Origin of the sequence: Ideonella lacteola (assembly GCF_038066555.1) — a bacterium.
GTDB classification, from domain to species: Bacteria; Pseudomonadota; Gammaproteobacteria; order Burkholderiales; family Burkholderiaceae_C; genus Ideonella; species Ideonella lacteola.
Genome location: NZ_JBBUTG010000003.1, coordinates 152,280 through 170,510, shown reverse-complemented (window position 1 = coordinate 170,510; position 18,231 = coordinate 152,280). Strand labels below are relative to the sequence as shown.

The window sequence follows — 18,231 nt, the reverse complement described above, 5'->3', positions numbered from 1 at the left end:
TCGGCCCCATGACGCTGCCGACCGCTTCGCCAAGGCTCGTGGACCCGCGGGACAACCGCCTGGGAACCTCCTCGCACGAGGCGGCCGACCGCGTCGAGACGGCGTTGTGGCGAATGATGTCGTTCTTCGACACGCCGGTGGCCGACCTCGAAGCGGCCCACGTCGCCGACCCCGGCTGGGCCCTGCCGCTGGTGATGCATGCAGGCTTCCTGCTGAGCTTGACGGAGCCCGGTCAGCATCACGTCGCGGCCCACTTGCTCGACACCGCCGAGCCTTTGCTGGAAGGTGCGTTGCCGCGCGAGCAGGCGCACTTTGAAGCCCAGCGAGCCGTGGCCGAAGGCCGCTGGCAGCACGCGTGCCGCATCTGGGACGACCTGCTGCTGGAACACCCGCGTGACGCCTTGGCGTTGCAATGGTCGCAGCTGTGGGATTTCTACCGCGGTGACGTGCAAAGCCTGCGCTTGCGGCCTGCGCGCGCGCTGCCGGAGTGGAGCGAATCCGACCCGCTGTTCCCCTACGTGCTGGGCCTGTACGCCTTCGGCCTCGAAGAGTGCAACCTCTACCCTCAGGCCGAAGACGTCGGCCGCCACGCGGTGGCCGGTGACGCACGCGTGCCTTGGGCCGTGCACGCGGTCGCGCATGTGATGGAGATGCAGGGGCGCTTCGAAGATGGCACCGCGTGGCTGCGCCAGCACCAGCCCGGGTGGTCCGAAGGCAACGGGTTTGCCGGGCACCTGTGGTGGCACATGGGGCTCTTCCGCTTGGAGGCACTGGACGTGCCGGGTGTGCAACGGCTGATCGATGCCCACCTGAGCGGGCCGGCCCTGCAGATCACGCTGCAACGGCTCGATGCCGCCGCGCTGCTGTGGCGCATGCACCTGCTGGACATCGATGTCGGCGCGCGCTTTGTCGAGCTGCTGCGCGATTGGCAGCCTTCAGACAGCGACGCCGGGCATCATGCGTTCAATGATCTGCACGTCCTCGTGGCACTGCTCGGTGCCGACGAGCTGGTGCGGGCCGAGAGCTGGATCGCGCGATGCGCCGCCCGGGCCATGGCCCCCGAAGATGCGCGCCGCAGCAACCACACGGTGGCGCGCGAAGTGGGCCTGCCGTTGATGCGCGGCCTGCTGGCCTTTGCCCATGGAGACGCGGATCAAGCCGTCGCCCACCTGCAACCCGCGCGGCTGCACGCCCTGCGCATTGGTGGCAGCCATGCCCAGCGCGACCTGATCGACCAAACCCTGCTGGCCGCCTCGGCCCGCGCCAGCCATCGGCATGTGGGCCGGGCCTTGCTGAACGAGCGGCGCATGGCCAAGCCCATCACCCCCCTGACTCGCCATTGGGCTGAGCAACTGGGCCTCAGCGCCTGAACAGGGGCCAGTGGCCGCGGCAGGCCGGCTGCCCCCGCACCTCGCGCCACTCAAGCCAGGCGCGTGCCAGCGGCCCGTCCCAGCCACGCCGCCCCACGCACGCCGGACGAATCACCGTGCACCGCCGGCAGCAGGCGGGTTCGCAGGGCCTGCCCGGCCGCGCCAGCCGCAAAGACGTGACGCCCCCACAGGCGAGGAACCGCCTCGTAAAGGCTCGCCACCCGAGACAACCCGCCGCCCAGCACCACCACGTCGGGATCGAGCAGGTTGATGACGTGTGACAGCGCACGGGCCAGGCGCTCGGCATGACGCGCCATCGCGGCCTGCGCGATCGGGTCACCGGCTGCGGCCAACCCCGCAATCTCAGCGGCCGTCGGCCCGCCAAGGCCACCATGGTGATCGCGCGCCAGGCCCGGCCCGCTGACCAGCATCTCGATGCAGCCCGCCTGCCCGCAATAGCAAGCCCATCGCGGGTCAGCTTCGGTGGCCCAGGGCAGCGGGTTGTGGCCCCACTCGCCAGCCAAGCCATTGGGGCCGCCCAACACCCGGCCGTGCACCGCGATACCACCACCCACGCCGGTGCCCAGGATCACGGCGAAGACCACACCGGCACCGGCGCCCGCACCATCCGTGGCCTCTGACAGGGCCAGGCAGTTCGCATCGTTGGCCATCGCCACCGCTTGGCCCAGCGCCTCGGACAGGTCACGCTGCAACGGCCGCCCGTTCAGGCAGGTGGAGTTGGCGTTCTTGATCAGCCCTTGCGGCGTGAGGCTGCCCGGCGTGCCCGCGCCGATCGTCGCATCCGCCAACCGCAGCTCACGGCGGGCCTGGTTCACCAGCCCCACCACCGTGGCCACCGTGCCCGAGTAATCACCGCCGGGCGTGGGCAGCCGCCGCCGCCAGCGCTCGTGCCCATCGGCATCGAGCACGATCACCTCGGTCTTGGTGCCGCCCAGGTCGATGCCGATGGCGCTGGTGCGGGGCGAAGAGAGGTCAGGGGAAGAATTCATCTCGACCACATCGAATGCGAGACCCAAAGCAAAACGGCCCTTCGTGGGGTGCACGAAGAGCCGTCGACTTGTTTGGCGGCCTGGGGCTCTACGGCAAATCGCTTGCAAGACATTGAATTTGCTGGAGTTCGCATGCATGAGAAATTTGAGTTACTCCGCGAGTTACTCAATATTGGCGCAGTGACCCTGCTGGGTGCGGTGTGACGCAGTCTCGCGGTGGTCAGGACAGCCGGTGCCGTTGCGTCACGCCGAACCGAAGGGTGCCTCAAGCAAGCCTTCAACTGTCGTCAGTTCCCGCTGCCGGACGGGTTCGTGATCTGGCCCTTCCTCGGGACGCGGCCGGCGCCTCCGGCAGCGTCGTCGGTAGCGACAGGTTTAGTGATCGGGCGGGGCGGGGGTTCCGAGCGCGCGCCGCGGGATGCAGGCATCTCAGCCGAGCGAAGGCGGAGTACCGCGCTGGCGCTGGCCAGCGCCCCCAATCTTGGCATCGGTTCGTTGCGGGCCACTGCGCTATTTTTCCTCGCGGAGCGTCGGCGTCAAGGTCATTTCCCGTACCTCGCCACGTCTGAAGTACTTCAGCTTCAGCAAAGTGCCAGCTCGCCGCTCGCGAATGATGGTGAAGAGATCGGTCAACTGGCCCACAGGAACGCCATCGGCTTCCAACACGATGTCTCCCACGGCGAGGCCGCCAACTTGGCCTGCGCTGCCTTCCGCCACCGCAGTGACGAGCACGCCTCGCCCTCCAGGAACGCCGAGACCGCGTGCGTCTTCAGCTCTTAAGGTCGAGCCGGCCATGCCAATGGTGAAGCGCTGAACACGCCCTTGGGTGCGCAGATCACCTTCGATGCGCAAATAGGCGCTGACGGGAATGGCAAATGTCGACAACACCTGCCCTGTAGGCGACGCGTACTGGCTGCCGTTGATTCCGATCAGCTCACCGGTCCGCTGGCGAATCATCGGCCCGCCACCAAAGCCTGGCAGCAAGATCATCGAGGACTCGATCATCAGCTCCACGCCCCGGGCGCCGTATATGGTGCTGAGGAGGCCGTCGGTCACTGAGACACGAGACTCGTCACCGATCACTTTGCGGCCCAAGCCCAGAACGCGCTCACCAGGCGCCAACCCTTGCACAGGTCCAACTTTGACGAACGCGTGCCCCGTGACAGGAACCTTCACCAGTGCCAAGCATGTTTGCTTGTCCAATCCGACAATCGTTCCTTTGTGACTCTGGCCGCCATCGAGGTTCACTAGAACCTCGCCAGGTTGCTCGAACAGTGAGCAATCCGTCAGCACCACACCGTCCGCCGAAATCATGGTTCCGCTGCCGATCACGGTCCCTTTCGAATTGGCCGTGCGGCCTGGCTGAATGCCGGTGTCCGATGCAGCGGATGCAGCGGGCGCGGGCCGGGCCGGCGTAACAACGATGCTGACGATGGACGGCTCCAACCGCTTCACCAATTCGTCGGCCGCCAAGTCTACAGCATGAGCCGAACCCAAGGCCGCGGGGAGCAGCGCAAACAGGAGCCTTGAGGACCGGCTAGTGGACTGAGTGATACGCATGGCAAAGAACCTTATGTGATGGCCGATTTTCCGTGCGATCGGCTGGCGCCACTGCCGGCAGACAATTCCGACATCTCCCTGATGTGCTTGTGCGGTGCGCCGGTCTCCCCCGGCTGGCGCTGGGTGGGCCGTCATCGCGAGCATCACGGCGGGTGCGCCGGTGGTGGAGATGAACGACAACGCGAAGGACGCGCGCATGGAGCGGCCGCAAGCAACGCTGCGCCGCTTGAATCAAGTGCGGGGCCCTCATGACTGGCTTGCGTGAGAACGTTGCCGCCGTAGATCAGCTGACCGCACCGACACGAGTACGCCAGAAGTCGATCGGGGACTTGTTTTCCCTCGCGACAGCACGACGCCCCGACCGCACCGGTCAACCCGCTGCGGGCTTCTGTGTCACCTCATTCCGGCGAATGGCGAAACACGAAGGCAGCGTATTCATGGTTTCGATTCACAACCGCGGGACGGGTGGACTTCCGACGACTGCACCTCGTCGCACTCCTCGCGCAGCACCACAAACATCCGAGCGCTGTAGAACGCGTCGCGGGTCGCCCATCCGCAGGCTTCCAACGCGCGCATTCCCTTGGGCCAGGGTTCGTTGTCCTTCAGCGCCTCGAAGGTGAAATCGCCCTTCACGTGCCCGACGTAGAAGCGAAACCAGTGCAGATTGTGTTCGAGGGGCTCGCTCTGGATCGCCTCCCGCAGCAGGGTCAACATGCCCGCCGGTATCAGTGGCGCAGCGTCTGTTGAACTTCGCGTGCCTACGTTGCCAATGAAGGCGATGAACCGGCGGCCCGCGACCGTCCACGCTTCAGCCTCGACCTGGTCAGGATGGTGGTGACGCCAGAGCGCGGACAGGAGCACGTGGAACGAGTTGATGGTGAAGTTCTGCAGCCCATCGGCGAGCCCAAGGTCCCCGGCACCAATCCCTCCGAACGACTCTTCGATAACCACCCCATTTCGCACAAGTACCTGGATGTCCAGCCGTCCGTGCTTTTCACTGGGATGCCATACGCCGCGGACTCCCGGCAATTCGGCGTTGGGAAGCACCCAATCGTCTTGCGTCGTCGAAGTCACACCATGTCGCTTGAACAACTCGTTCAGCCAAGCCTGAGGCGTCAGCTGGGGCCGCGTTGTCGCGAGTTCGGATTGCTCTTTGGCGGGCTTGCTGACCATATTGCCAAGCAGATTTCTGATGAGTGACAAGTCTGCGTCAGGATCTCAGCGCTGGGACGCGCTGGCGTGGCCCTTCAGGGTGGAAAGGGCACAACGGGCCCCTTCGTCGCCGATTCGCTTTCGCGGTCGCTCTCACCCTGATCTTCTTGCGGAAGGCCCGCAGACGACAAATCTCACCACCAACAAAAAAGCCCAAGCTGTTCGACAGCTTGGGCTTCTTGAGCTTCCGGCGAAGGGTCGCCGAAAACAGTGAGTGGTGGCCTGGGGCGGAATCGAACCACCGACACGCGGATTTTCAATCCGCTGCTCTACCAACTGAGCTACCAGGCCAGGAAAGCCAAAGAGTATATCACGGCTTCAAGCCGCGCCACCACGGCGATTGCGCGACAGGTCGACACCGAGCTGCTTGAGCTTGCGGTACAGGTGGGTGCGCTCGAGGCCGGTCTTCTCAGCCACGCGGGTCATCGAGCCGTTTTCACGGGCCAGATGGAACTCGAAATAGCTCTTCTCGAAGGCGTCGCGCGCTTCGCGCAGCGGGCGGTCAAGATCGAAGCTCTGCTCGGATTGCGGCCCCAAATCGGCAGGCATCACGGGCAGGCCCATGCCGCCGGTCATGGCCGATTCGACCGTCATCAACACATCACCGTGGCCGGCACCCAGCATCGGTTGAGGCGCTGACATCAGCGACACCGGCGCTGCCGCCGGCGGCTTGGACGGCGTGCGCGCCAATGCCTGCTCGACCGCCCGCAGCAGCTTCTGCAGCGTGATGGGCTTTTCCAGGAAGGCGATCGCGCCGTACTTGGTGGCCTCGACAGCGGTGTCGATGGTGCCGTGCCCGCTCATCATGATGACGGGCATGTTCAGCTGGCCAGTCGCGCCCCACTCTTTGAGCAGCGTGATGCCATCGACATCAGGCATCCAGATGTCGAGCAGGACGAGATCGGGCCGCAGGCGTTCGCGCGTGGCGCGAGCCTGGGCGGCGTTCTCTGCCAGCTCGATGGTGTGACCTTCGTCGCTGAGGATTTCCGACAGGAGGGCACGAATGCCCATCTCGTCGTCCACTACAAGAATCGTTGCCATGCATGTCCGCAGACCCCGGCACCCTACCGGCGATACACAAGCCGGTCAGGCAGCTGCGGGCGGGTCCGCGCGTTGTCCCTGTTCGCTGAAGCTCGAAAATGATAACGAAACCTGCGCGCCGGCCGGCCCACCGTCACCCCCCACGTCTCGTGGGGGCAGGTTGACGATGCGCACGCTGGCACCATGCTCGTCGGCGATTTTCTTGACCACGGCAAGCCCCAGGCCCGTGCCTTTGCTCTTGGTGGTCACATAAGGTTCAAAGGCGCGCTTTTGCACCTTTTCGGCGAACCCTGGCCCATTGTCGGTCACTTTCAACCGCAATAGCCGCGCTCGGCCATCGGGATGGCGCTCGAGCTCGGTGCTCAGCACCACCCGGGCGTCGGCGCGGCCGCTGCAGGCATCGAGGGCGTTCTGCACCAGGTTGTGGATCACTTGGCGCAGCTGCGTGGGATCGCCCCGCAGCGGTGGAGCGTGCGCTTCGAGTTGCGCCACCAGCACGCCCTTGTCCTGTGCGTCGCCATACAGCGCCAGCACCTCGAACACCAGACTGTTGAGATCCACCGGCTGCAGCTGCGCCGCCGGCAGGCGTGCGTAGTCACGGAATTCGTTGACCAACTGCTTCATCGCTTGCACTTGCGAAACGATGGTGGTGACCGCGCGGTTCAGCATCGCCTGATCCTGCGGCTCGGCGAGCTTGGCTTCGAGCTTGTGTTGCAGCCGTTCGGCAGACAGCTGGATCGGCGTCAACGGGTTCTTGATTTCGTGCGCCAGACGACGCGCCACTTCGCCCCAGGCGGCCGTGCGCTGGGCCGACACCACCTCGGTGATGTCGTCGAACACCATCAGACGCGCCTTGCCAGGCAACGGCGCGCCGCGAACCAGCAGCGTGATGCTGTGGTCTTCCCGGCCGGTCAGGCGCAACTCGAAGGCGTCTTGCCAGTGATCGCGTTCACCGTCCTCGGGGCTGGTTTGGTGCAACTCGAATCGCTGCCAAACACCCTGGGCAAACTCGCCCAGGCCGGGCACTTCATTCAGGCTGCGTCCCACGTAGGCGGAAAGCGGTGCGCGAAGGATGCGCGTGGCGCCGGGGTTGACGGTGTCGATGTGGCGCTCGCGGTCGAACACGATCACACCGGCGGTGAGGTTGTCGAGGATGGTCTGCAGCCGGGTCCGATTGCTGTCGAGCTGGCGCAGGCTGGCCTCGGCCTGCGCCCTGGCGCTGCCAAGCTGCTCGGTCATGTCGGCAAAGCTGCGCGTGAGGCCGCCAATCTCGTCGCGCGAGGCGAACACGGGTTTGGCCCCCAGATCGCCGGCCGCGACCTGCTTGACCCCCTCGGCGAGCATCAGCAACGGTCGCGCAAGCTGATTGCCGAGCACCACCGCCAGCAGCACCGCGCCAAAAACCGACAGCACCAGCGACAACGTGAGGGTGCCGATGTACATGCGCCGCAGGCCTTCGCGGGCCAGGATGCGCTGCTGGTACTCGCGGTAGGCGGCCTGCACCACCAGGGCGTTGCCGGTGAGTGCGCGCGGCAAGGGCTGGACGACCATCAAGGTGCGCTCTTCGTCGGCAAGCGAAACACTCACCGACGGGACAGCGGCCAGCGCCCGCACCTTGGCGCCCGAGGTGCCGGACGTGACGCTGATCTCGTCCTCCAGGCCCTCGATCTGGCTCACCGATCGCTGCAACTTGGCCAGCCGCAAGAGCGACACCGCCGGCCGGTCCGTGCCGAGCGCCGCGCTGCTGCCCGCCGTCACCTTCACCTTGCCGTCGCCGCCGAGCAGCGTCACCTCTTCAGCGCCGAGCTGCTCACGCAGCCGCTCCAGCGCCAGCGTGTTGGCGACGACGCCGCGATCGGCCATGCGTTCGGCCGCCGTGCGTGTCTTCGACTCCAGGTCGGCAGCGAGCGCGGCGAGGGTGTCTTTGCCCAGCGCCAGGCCGGCATCGAGCGCCCGTTCGACGCGCGTGTCGAACCAGGCCTCGATGCTGCGCGACACGAACTGGTAGCTGACGGTGTAGATCAGTGCGCCAGGCAGCACACCGACGAGCGCAAAGATGCCGGCCAGCTTCAACAGCAGCCGGCTGCCGAACTTGCCCTGGCGAAAGCGGATCGCCAGGCGCACGCTCGCGCCGACGAGGAACAACAGCAAGAAGGTGGCGACCGCCGCATTGACCCAGAAGAGCCACACGAAGTGCCGCTCATACCGGCTCGGCCCTTGCGCGAGCAGCGACAGGACAAAGGCCAGCACCAGCCCCAGCCCGGCGGCGACCAGCAGGGCCACACCCCAGCCCCAGCGCTTCGAGACTTTCATGGCGCGATGCGTCGGCTAGGCCGAGCCCGGGGCCTGCGCAGGCCTTGTCAGGGTGCGCCACAACACACCGAGGACGCGGCGGATCATGGCTCGAGCTTGACCTTGCGCTCGGCCGACAACTGCCAGTCGGCTTGGGCGGCCAGATCGAGTTGCATGGGGCGAGGCAATTGGTTGTTGTCCAGCCGGTAGCTGAACTCGACGTAGTACTTTTCGCCCGGCTCCAGCTGGTCGGTTTCGGCCAGCTTCCAGCGCGATGCCCGCGCCGCCATGTCGAGCGCCTCCTCCGCCGTGGCATAGCTTTGGCTCAAGGTCCCGAAGCCGAGGCGCCAGTTGGAGGTGAGCGGCTGGTAAGACAGCCGCCAGGTGCGGGTCACCCGAGCCACCCGTTCATCGCGCCAATACCAGCGCGAACGGTACAGCGCCGCCTGAGCCACGAAGTAGACCGGCACGCCACGCTGCATCGCATCCTCGACTGCCTTGCTGAGCACCGGCTTGGCCACGAAATCGACCAGCACCAGCCCATCGGACCGGCTGACATCGAAGGTGGTGAGCTCGATGCTGCCGTCTGCCCGGGCGGGGCCGGCCAGCATCGCCGCCCACAGCCACAGCACGCCGACCACCGCGCGGATGACACGGTGTGCAGCGGGTGCGAAGGCCGTGGCAGCGCGGTTCACAACGACAGTCGGCTTGTTCTAGGGCTTGTGCAACAGGGCGTAGAAGAACCCGTCGGCCAAGGGCGCTTCGGGGTCTGTCGAAGCATTGTCTGCGAGCGGCAGCAGGTGGCCGGGAGAGTCCGCGGCTTGGTGGGCAGCTTCAGGCCTCAGGCGTTGCAAAAACGCGTCGATCTGCTCGGCGCCCTCGGCGGCGAAGATCGAGCACGTGGCGTAGAGCAGACGCCCGCCAGGCTTGAGCAGCGGCCACAAGGCCTGCAGCAGCTCCGCCTGGATGGCGGCGAGCGCGCGAACATCGTCCGGCCGTCGCAGCCAGCGGATGTCGGGGTGCCGCCGCACGATGCCCGAGGCCGTACACGGCGCATCGAGCAAGATCGCGTCAAAAGGCTCACCGTCCCACCAACTGGCCACATGTCGCGCGTCGGCAGCCCGTGTGCGAACCGTCGGCCCCGACAAGCCCAGGCGCCGCAAGGTGTCATCCACCCGGGCCAGCCGAGCGGGATCGGCGTCGAGCGCCACCAGGTTCAGCTCCGGCGCCAGTTCGAGCAGATGGGCGGTCTTGCCGCCGGGTGCTGCGCAAGCGTCGAGCACGCGAGCCCCTGGGGGCAGGCCCGAACCGATCAGCAGCGAGGCTGCCCGCTGCGCGGACAAGTCCTGCACCGACACGTCGCCCTGGGCGAAACCCGGCAATCGATCCACCGGGCAGGCCTGGTTCAGTATCAGCGCCTGCTCGTGCCCCGGGCCCGCGGCGGGCCGGGCCACGATGCCGGCGTCCGCCAGGCGCTGGTGGTATTCAGCCACCCCGAGGCGGCGCGTGTTGACACGCAACACCATCGGCGGATGGTGTTGGGCCTGCGCCAGCAGCGCTTGCCAGTGGGTTGGCCAATCGTGCCGCAGCCGCTCCACCCACCACGCCGGGTGGTTCCAGGCCCCGAGCACGCTGTGGCCCGCTTGCTCGACCACCGCCGCGCGCTCGCGAATGAATCGCCTCAGCACCGCGTTGATGAAACCGGCGGCCGCCGGCACTTTCCTGCGGGCGGCGGTCACCGCCTGGTCCACCAACGTGTGGTCGGGATACGGTGGCGCTTCGCTGGGCCACAACAGCGCCAGCGCCGTGGTAAGCAGCGCCTCCACCGCCGGCGGCGGCGTGCGCGGCGCCAGTTGTTGGCGCGCCGCGCTCGCGCTGCCCCAGCGCCTCAGCACGGCGAAGGCGAGCGCCTGCGTTCCGGGGCGCGCAGCCGATGGGCAGGCGGCCAGCACCTCGGTCAATGACCGTCCCGCCAACACCGCCTGCACCGCATCAGCGGCCAGTTCCAGCAGGCGGGACAAAGGCGGCGAGCCCGCGGGGGGGGCGGCAGAGGAGGCAACGGCGTTCACCGGGGGAGTCTAACCAGACAGACACGCCCGACCGTGCCTTCGCGGCGGCGCTAAGCACCCGGCCCGAGCAAGGTTGGACGGGCTGGCTGACAATCTTCGATTCAATACGCAGCCCGCAAGGCGTTCGCATGGACCCAGACACCCCCCCCGATTCGCCGCGCGTGCCGGCGCTCATCTTGCGTGAAGATGATCTGGCGCGCCTGCCTGCCTCCGAGCGGATTCGCTACCGGCTGATCGGTGCCGATCGGCGCTACCACGCCAACGACAACATCTCGGCCTTCGTGCGCGAAGGCGAGTTGGATGAGCTGAAGGCCGAGGTCGCGGCCAAGATGAGCGAGGTGCTGAAGGCTCTGGTGATTGACACCGACAGCGACCACAACACCCAGAACACGGCCAAACGGGTGGCCAAGATGTTCATCGACGAGGTGTTCCGCGGCCGCTACCAGCCGATGCCATCGGTCACCGAGTTCCCGAACATCTCACGGCTGAACGAGCTGATGATCGTGGGGCCGATCACCGTGCGCAGTGCGTGTTCGCACCACATGTGCCCGATCCTCGGGCGCGTCTGGATTGGCGTGCTGCCCAACGAGCATTCGAACCTGATCGGCTTGTCAAAGTACGCCCGCATCGCCGACTGGATCATGACCCGCCCCCAGATCCAGGAAGAAGCGGTGATCATGCTGGCCGACGCGCTGCAAGACCGCGTCAAGCCCGACGGCCTGGCCATCGTGATGGAAGCCGACCACTTCTGCATGCAGTGGCGCGGCGTCAAGGACAACGACTCGGCCATGACCAACAGCGTGATGCGCGGGGCCTTCCTGAAGGATGCGACCCTGCGCCGCGAGTTCCTGTCTTTGCTGTCGAAGAAGGAGTGAAGTGTTGATCCTGCGACTTCTTCGCCCCGTCGACCGCCGCGTCCCGGCCGGCTCGACTTGCTCGACTCTTGCCCAAGGAGGCCACACATGCTCGTGCGCCTGATGTACGCCAGCCGTGCGGCCAAGCCGCTCGACCCTGAAGAACTGACTCAGATCCTGCGGCATTCGCGGGTGGCCAATCCAAAGATCGGCATCACCGGCGTGCTGTGCAGCTCGGGCGACCTGTTCATCCAGGTGCTCGAAGGCGGCCGCACCGCCGTCAACCGGCTCTACAACCGCATCGTCACCGACGGTCGCCACACCGATGTGACGCTGCTCGCCTACGAAGAAATCAGCGAACGCCGCTTCGCCGGCTGGGCCATGGGCCAGGTCAACCTCGCCCGCCTCAACCCGGCGCTGATGCTGAAGTACTCCGAAACCGCTGCGCTCGACCCTTATGCTGTGCCCGGCAAAGCCGCCGTCGCCCTGTTCGACGAACTCGTCGCCACGGCGGCGGTGGTGTGCCAGGGCTAGTTCGCCGACCAGGGGAATCTGCATGAAAAAAGGCGCCCACGGGCGCCTTCTGCTTGCCGGGGCGGGCGTTTAAGGCGCCCGCCTTGAGGCTTACATGAACTTGTACTGCAGCGACAGCTTCAACATGCGGCCTTGGGCGTCTTCGTAGCTGGACGGGATGATCCCGCCAAAGCCGAAGTCGCGCAGGTCGACTGGCGGACGTTGATTGAACACGTTGCGAACATGCACACCGAGCACCAGATTCTTGATGCCGGTGTACGCCACCGAGTAGTCCCAGCGGCTGTACTCACTCACCTTGCACTGGCCAGGAGTCAAGCCGTTGTCAGCACAACCTTCCGGCGACCACGTCGAGTCGTCGAAGTCATACTGCAACGCAGTGCTGCTGTTCCAGGCGTAGCGCAGAGATTGTGAGAAGTCGCCAGTCTTCAGCCCGGTGGTGAAGTTCACCGTCCAACGCGGGAAGGTGTAGCGTCCAGCCAAGTTATCGCCCCATCCGTTGCGGGTTGTGCTCCAGGCGTAGTAGCTCAGCAGATACGTCGCATCGACGTCCATGGAGACAGGGCCGATGGGCGTCGCGACTTCGCCCTTGACCGACATGTCGACACCGGCAGTCTTGGTCTGCAGCAGGTTCTCGAATTGGCCATGAACAGACTGCAGGGCCCCAACGCTCACACCGTACGCGGCACGCTCAGCAGCCGTGAACGTAGGATCATTCGCCACGGTGTCCCGCGTGATCGTGTTGGCGGGCAGCGTGTCCTCGACCGTGAGCAGATCCTGGGTCGACTTCAGGCCAATCTCGTTCTTGCGGCGGATGTTCCAGTAGTCAACGGTGGCGCTCCAGTTGCGGATCGGCTGGAAGCCGATGCCCAGCGTGAACGAGCGTGAGGTTTCCGGTTTCAGATCCGGGTTGTTGGCGGTGACGATCGCCACGCTTGTTCCGCATTCGTTTTGACGTGCGTTGTCCGCCCGGGCCAACAGCAGCGCTTTGTTGGGATCCGTGTCCGGCAGCGCGTCAGCTTGAGCCACCAGATCGTCAGCCAACTCAAGCGCCTGCGGGCATCGCTTCGGGTCGTCGATACCCGGGTCGAACGCAAACTTGGTCGACTGAGCGCTTTCCGTCAGGTTCGGCGCGCGGAAGCCCCCTTCGTAGGTGCTGCGAACCAGGAACTCCGGGATGGGCTGGTACCGCAATCCGACCTTCGGCGAGAAGTGCGTTGGGAACCCTGGGAAGTGGTCCACCCGCCCGGCGACTTGGGCTTCCAGCGTCTTCAGGATTGGCAGGCTGAGCTCAGCAAAGACCGCACCGAAAGAGCGCGACGCATCGGATGCGCTGACGCCAAAGCCGACCATGTCACCCGTTCTCAGGTTCTCGGTCGGGGAGATCGTCATCTTCTCGTGCCGCAGGTCGAAGCCCGTGGCCAAGCCTACGTTTCCGGCGCTCCATTTGGCGATATCGCCGCTGATCTTGCCGTCGATGAACGTTTGCGTCGTGTCGCCGGTGTATCCAAACGTGGGGAACAACCGACTCAGGACAGCATCGCTGTTCTTCTGCCCGATTCGATAGCCATTGGGCTTGTTGAAGAAGTCGGGGGCCAGCACGTCGGCGTTGTAATCACCGATCACCTCCTTGAAGCCGCTGTCGGAGAACGCGCCGCGCTGCTTGTCTTTGGTCTGCCCCCCCATCACGCCCGCCGCAACTTCCCAGTCGTAGTCGGACCAAGCCCCTTGCAGGCCCGCCAGCACCCGGTACTGGTCGGTGGTCGCCACTTCTTGGGCAGGCGCATCGGCGAAGCGATAGCGGAACTCGATCTCTTCACCGGTCGGGTTCAACGGGTGACCGGCGGGCAAACCGCGCGGGTAGAAGATCTTGCTGCCGCTGGTCAGCGGATCACCCCAAGTCGTCGGTCCGATTCGGACCCCATAGGGCTGATAGGCCCTCTGATAGGTCGCTTGGATATGCGAGTACAGGACCTCCGCAAATCCGGTGAGATCTTCACCGAGACGCATCCGGCCCGACACCAGCAAGTTCGTACGATCCGTTTCTGGGACCACTTCGAATCGCTGATAGCGGTCGTACATGCACAGGCCGCTGACTTCGGTCGTGCAACCCGGCACCGGACCCACGCCAATCACCGTGCCTGGGTAACCGTAGCTGGAAGGCGTACCGAAGCCGCTGGAGAACTCCGCGTACTTCGGGTTCACATAACCGAGGATCTCGTTCCAGAAGAAGCTGGAGCGGTGGTAGTACTCCAGATTGGCCAGCACGTTGTAGCCATCGGCGCCCATGTCGCCGAAGCCACCTGTCACTGACGCGCTATGGCTCTGGAACTTGCCGTTCTCGATCGACTGCTGCGCATTGGCGTCAACTTGCAGACCCTGGTAGCTGGTGCGCGTGATGATGTTGATCACGCCGGCCACCGCATCGGAGCCATAAAGCGCAGAGCCACCGCTCTTGAGCACTTCGATGCGGTCGACTGCCTCAAGCGGCAAGGTGTCGAGGTTGCTGAAGACTTCGCTGAAGTCCGCCAGCGGGTAGGCAGCGACGCGACGCGAGTTCAACAGCACCAGCGTGCTTTGCTTGCCGAGATTGCGCAGAGACGCCGACGATGCGCCGGGCGAGAAGGAGTTGCTACCGCCGATGTCATCCAAGCTGCCAGTGGCGCTGGACAAAGTGGCCAACATCTCCCGGACGGTGGAAGCACCGGTCCTTTCGATGTCTTCGCGCTTGAGTACCTGAACCGGCGATGCGCCTTCAGCATCGATGCGCTTGATGCGGGAGCCGGTCACCTCGATTTTTTGGGCGGCAGGCTGATTGGTGGTGTCTTCCTGGCTCCAAGCGGCCGACGCGACGCTGGCGCAGGCAAGCGCCAAAACGGTGCGCCGGATCGCTGGGCGGGCGGCCTTGGGGCGATGTGGCATGGGAAAGCGTTCACGAAAGGTTGAAGAACCGTTCACGCTAAGCAACATTCCCCGCCGCGGAACTTCGGGTTAATACCTATTCAGCAAAACGGCTGATATTTGTTGACCGCACTGGATGTTTGACGCCGATTCTGCGGCGGCGGCGTCGTTTTTTACCTACAAGCGCGATGCCGACCGCATACCGAAAAGCCGGCCCACCGCCCGGGTAGGGATTTCTTCGAGCGCACCGTTATAGGCCTCGGCCGCATCGCTGAAGAGCTGGCGCGCGTACACAAGGCGCGGGCCGAGTTCGATCAATTGGCGCTGCAGCGGCAGTACCGGTTCGCTCATGGCGAGTTCCGAGCGCTGTTCGATCAGGGCCTGCAGTCGCGCCAGGGGCGAGGCCAATTCAGCCTCGGCCAGTACCCAGGCGACCAGGGCCGGCGCGTGCGAGGGACGCGATCGCACGACCTGCGCCGCCGTTCGCTGACGCTGGTCGGCCTGGATCAGGGCGGCCAGTGTCACGCCTTCGTCGGCCAGAGGCTCGCGGACGGCATCTGCCAGGGACTCCAGCAAGGCACTGCGGCGCTGCAGCAGTTCGTCAATCTGCGACCAAGCCGTGCCGATGGCACCGCGCAACCGAACCAGGCGGTTGTAAGCGCCGACGATCCAGAACAACAACACGCCCCCCCCACCGAGCTTGAGCAGCAGCGGCAGCCAGGCGGTGGATTCGAAAACGCCGGGCTCCACTATGCGGCCGCCCGCCAGGCCGCATGGCCAGCCGCTCGCAGCGAGCAGGCGGGGCATTCACCACAGCCATAACCCCACGCATGGCGTTGGCCGCGTTCTCCGAGGTAGCAGGTGTGCGTGTGCTCGACCACCAGGTCGGTCAATGCAGCTCCGCCGAGTTGCTGGCCGAACGCCCAGGTGTCGGCCTTGGTCAGGAACATCAACGGAGTTTCGAGTGTGAGCGGAGTGTCCAGGCCCAAAGACAACGCCACTTGCATCGCTTTGAGGGTGTTGTCTCGGCAATCGGGATAGCCCGAGTAGTCGGTTTCGCACATCCCGCCGACCAGCACACTCAAGCCGCGCCGATAGGCCAGCGCCGCGGCGAAGGTGAGGAACAGCAGGTTCCGCCCAGGTACGAAGGTGTTGGGCAGTCCATTGGCCTGCATCTCGATGGCACGCTCGCTCGTCAGCGCACTGTCGCCAATCTGACCCAGCAGAGCGAGGTCGAGCAGGTGGTCGTCAGCCAGGCGGGGTGCCCACGACGGAAACTGGGCCGCGATCTGCTGGCGCACCACCCCTCGGCACTCCAGCTCGATGCGGTGACGCTGCCCATAGTCGAAACCGATCGTCTCGACGCGCTCGAATCGGCTCAGGGCCCAGGCCAAGCAGACGGTGGAGTCCTGCCCCCCGGAAAACAGCACCAGGGCGTGTCGGCTCGGCATCACGCGCCCCCTCCCGCACCACCGATCGACCACTCGGTATCGGCCCAGAGCGGCGCCTGCACGGCCAGCACCGCCTTCACGTCCACCGGCTCGGAGGGATGCGCCTCCACCCGCGGTGCGCCGGGCTGCAGAGCGCGCTGGAACCAGGCCACGTCGTGCCAGCGACCCAGCTTGTGGCCGGCATCGCGGTAGACACCCACCGGCTCGTACCCCATGGCCTTGTGCAAGCCCACGCTGCCCTCGTTGGGCAAGGTGATGCCGGCAAAGGCGCTGCGAAACCCTTGCTGGGCGAGCAGGGTGAGCAGAGCCGAGTACAAGCGGCGGCCCACGCCTCCGCGCCAATGACCTTCGCGCACGTACACCGTCGTCGTCACCGACCACCGGTAGCAGACCCGCTGCGCAAACGCGCTGGCGTAGGCGTAGCCCGCGATCTGCCCATCGGCTTCGTACACGAGCCAGGGCCAGCGTGGAAGGGTCTGCACGATGCGCTCCGCGATCTCGGCCGGAGACGGCGGCACGGTCTCGAAACTGACGGGCGTGCCGCGCACGAACGGTGCATAGATCTCTGCGATGGCCGTCGCATCGGCCTCGGTGGCCAGACGAATCATTGACGCACCTCCCCTTGGCCCAGCACCACCCACTTCATCGACGTCAGCCCCTCCAAACCCACCGGGCCGCGCGCATGGAACTTGTCGGTGGAGATGCCGATTTCGGCGCCCAGGCCGTACTCAAATCCGTCGGCGAACCGCGTGCTCGCATTCACCATGACGCTGGCCGAATCCACCTCGCGCAAGAAGCGCATCGCGTTCGGATGGTGGTTCGTCAGGATGGCATCGGTATGGTGCGAGCCAAAACGATTGATGTGGTCAATGGCCTCATCCAGGCTCGCCACCACCTTCACGCTGATGACCGGCGCGAGGTACTCCTCGGCCCAGTCGGCGTCGGTCGCGTCGGCCAGCACCGCGCCCGGTACACCCGACAACAGCGCACGCGCTTGAGCGCAGCATCGCATCTCCACCCCCTTGGCGGCGAAGACGGCACCCATACGCGGCAGGAAGGCTGGCGCGCTGGCGGCGTGAACCAACAGCGATTCGGTCGCGTTGCAGGGGCTGTACTTCTGGGTCTTGGCGTTGTCCGTCACCGTGACAGCCAAATCCAGATCCACCTCGGCGTCCACGTAGGTATGGCAGTTCCCATCCAGGTGTTTGATCACCGGCACACGGGCTTCCGCCGCAATGCGCTCGATCAGCCCCTTGCCGCCGCGGGGAATGATGACGTCGACCGACTCGGGCATCGCGATCAAGCGGCCTACGGCGGCACGGTCGGTGGTCTCGACCAGTTGCACCGCTTCCGCGGGCAGACCGGCGGCCACGAGCGCCTGCTGAACCAGGCGCCACAACGCCATGTTGGAGTGAATGGCCTCTGAACCGCCGCGCAAGATACAGGCGTTGCCGCTCTTGATGGCCAATGACGCGGCCTCGATGGTGACGTTGGGCCGGCTCTCGTAGATCATGCCGAACACCCCCAGGGGCACCCGCATCTGGCCGACGCTGATGCCGCTCGGGCGCCGTTTGACGCCGGTGATCTCACCAATCGGATCGGGCATGGCGGCGAGTTGTTCGCAGCCTTCGGCCACTGTCTCGATCACTTGGCCGGTCAGGCGCAGCCGATCGACCATAGGGGCAGCCAGGCCCGCTTGCTCGGCAGCGGCGATGTCCCGGGCGTTCGCCTGCGCCAACGCGGGCCCGGCCGCGCGCAAGCGCTGAGCCAACTCGGACAAAGCGGTGTTCTTCTCGCGCGTGCCGGCACGCGCCATCCGCGTGCTCGCAGCGCGCGCCGCGGCGCCCAGGTGCGCCATGTAGGCAGGAATATCGTGCGCGGTCATCGCCCGATTTTGCACTGCAGCACGGCCGCGCGCATGTCACTCGACCGAGGCGCCG

The 18,231-nt window shown here is 65.7% G+C and carries 15 protein-coding genes and 1 tRNA gene; 3 read left to right on the top strand and 13 right to left on the bottom strand.

Going from position 1 to position 18,231, the window contains the following annotated elements; translation table 11 throughout:
- The first annotated feature begins 8 nt into the window (after nucleotides 1–8).
- Nucleotides 9–1,370, top strand: a complete 1,362-nt coding sequence (locus tag AACH06_RS06505) for a tetratricopeptide repeat protein (protein ID WP_341424839.1) — start codon at nucleotides 9–11, stop codon at nucleotides 1,368–1,370.
- 50 nt (nucleotides 1,371–1,420) lie between these two features.
- Here AACH06_RS06505 and AACH06_RS06500 read toward each other — a convergent pair whose 3' ends face one another.
- The 8 genes from AACH06_RS06500 to rsmB form a co-directional block, all read right to left on the bottom strand.
- On the bottom strand, nucleotides 1,421–2,380 hold the full coding sequence (locus AACH06_RS06500; protein ID WP_341424838.1) for an ROK family protein: 960 nt from the start codon (nucleotides 2,378–2,380) through the stop codon (nucleotides 1,421–1,423).
- A 510-nt stretch (nucleotides 2,381–2,890) separates the two neighbouring features.
- Nucleotides 2,891–4,138, bottom strand: a complete 1,248-nt coding sequence (locus tag AACH06_RS06495; protein WP_341424837.1) for a S1C family serine protease — start codon at nucleotides 4,136–4,138, stop codon at nucleotides 2,891–2,893.
- A gap of 237 nt (nucleotides 4,139–4,375) precedes the next feature.
- Nucleotides 4,376–5,143, bottom strand: coding sequence for a DUF6348 family protein (locus tag AACH06_RS06490; RefSeq protein WP_341424836.1), 768 nt, complete (start codon nucleotides 5,141–5,143; stop codon nucleotides 4,376–4,378).
- A gap of 224 nt (nucleotides 5,144–5,367) precedes the next feature.
- A tRNA-Phe gene (locus AACH06_RS06485) sits at nucleotides 5,368–5,443 on the bottom strand.
- Between the two features lie 27 nt (nucleotides 5,444–5,470).
- Nucleotides 5,471–6,193: a response regulator gene (locus AACH06_RS06480; protein WP_341424835.1), complete on the bottom strand. Its 723-nt coding sequence runs from the start codon at nucleotides 6,191–6,193 to the stop codon at nucleotides 5,471–5,473.
- Nucleotides 6,194–6,238: 45 nt separating this feature from the next.
- Nucleotides 6,239–8,506, bottom strand: a complete 2,268-nt coding sequence (locus AACH06_RS06475) for a sensor histidine kinase (RefSeq protein WP_341424834.1) — start codon at nucleotides 8,504–8,506, stop codon at nucleotides 6,239–6,241.
- Between the two features lie 83 nt (nucleotides 8,507–8,589).
- On the bottom strand, nucleotides 8,590–9,180 hold the full coding sequence (locus AACH06_RS06470; RefSeq protein WP_341424833.1) for a DUF4390 domain-containing protein: 591 nt from the start codon (nucleotides 9,178–9,180) through the stop codon (nucleotides 8,590–8,592).
- Nucleotides 9,181–9,198: 18 nt separating this feature from the next.
- Nucleotides 9,199–10,554 (bottom strand): 16S rRNA (cytosine(967)-C(5))-methyltransferase RsmB, encoded by a 1,356-nt coding sequence (rsmB, locus tag AACH06_RS06465; protein WP_341424832.1) that lies wholly within the window; start codon nucleotides 10,552–10,554, stop codon nucleotides 9,199–9,201.
- Between the two features lie 128 nt (nucleotides 10,555–10,682).
- On the opposite strand from rsmB, the gene folE reads away from it, so the two are divergent.
- Nucleotides 10,683–11,429, top strand: a complete 747-nt coding sequence (gene folE / locus AACH06_RS06460; RefSeq protein ID WP_341424831.1) for a GTP cyclohydrolase I — start codon at nucleotides 10,683–10,685, stop codon at nucleotides 11,427–11,429.
- A gap of 87 nt (nucleotides 11,430–11,516) precedes the next feature.
- Complete coding sequence (locus AACH06_RS06455; RefSeq protein ID WP_341424830.1) at nucleotides 11,517–11,942, top strand: BLUF domain-containing protein; 426 nt, start codon at nucleotides 11,517–11,519, stop codon at nucleotides 11,940–11,942.
- Between the two features lie 90 nt (nucleotides 11,943–12,032).
- Here the strand turns inward: AACH06_RS06455 and AACH06_RS06450 are convergent, their stop codons facing one another.
- From AACH06_RS06450 to AACH06_RS06430, 5 genes are all read right to left on the bottom strand, one after another.
- Nucleotides 12,033–14,897 carry a TonB-dependent receptor domain-containing protein gene (locus AACH06_RS06450; RefSeq protein WP_341424829.1) on the bottom strand — a complete coding sequence of 955 codons (2,865 nt, stop codon included), beginning with the start codon at nucleotides 14,895–14,897 and terminating at the stop codon, nucleotides 12,033–12,035.
- Between the two features lie 120 nt (nucleotides 14,898–15,017).
- On the bottom strand, nucleotides 15,018–15,590 hold the full coding sequence (locus AACH06_RS06445) for a LemA family protein (protein ID WP_341424828.1): 573 nt from the start codon (nucleotides 15,588–15,590) through the stop codon (nucleotides 15,018–15,020).
- Nucleotides 15,590–16,291: a 7-cyano-7-deazaguanine synthase QueC gene (queC, locus tag AACH06_RS06440; protein ID WP_341424827.1), complete on the bottom strand. Its 702-nt coding sequence runs from the start codon at nucleotides 16,289–16,291 to the stop codon at nucleotides 15,590–15,592. The genes AACH06_RS06445 and queC overlap by 1 nt, the downstream gene beginning before the upstream one ends.
- Nucleotides 16,291–16,899, bottom strand: a complete 609-nt coding sequence (locus AACH06_RS06435; RefSeq protein ID WP_341424826.1) for an arsinothricin resistance N-acetyltransferase ArsN1 family B — start codon at nucleotides 16,897–16,899, stop codon at nucleotides 16,291–16,293. Before AACH06_RS06435 ends, queC begins: the two co-directional genes overlap by 1 nt.
- Nucleotides 16,896–18,176 carry a glutamate-5-semialdehyde dehydrogenase gene (locus AACH06_RS06430; RefSeq protein ID WP_341424825.1) on the bottom strand — a complete coding sequence of 427 codons (1,281 nt, stop codon included), beginning with the start codon at nucleotides 18,174–18,176 and terminating at the stop codon, nucleotides 16,896–16,898. The genes AACH06_RS06435 and AACH06_RS06430 overlap by 4 nt, the downstream gene beginning before the upstream one ends.
- Nucleotides 18,177–18,231 lie beyond the last annotated feature (55 nt).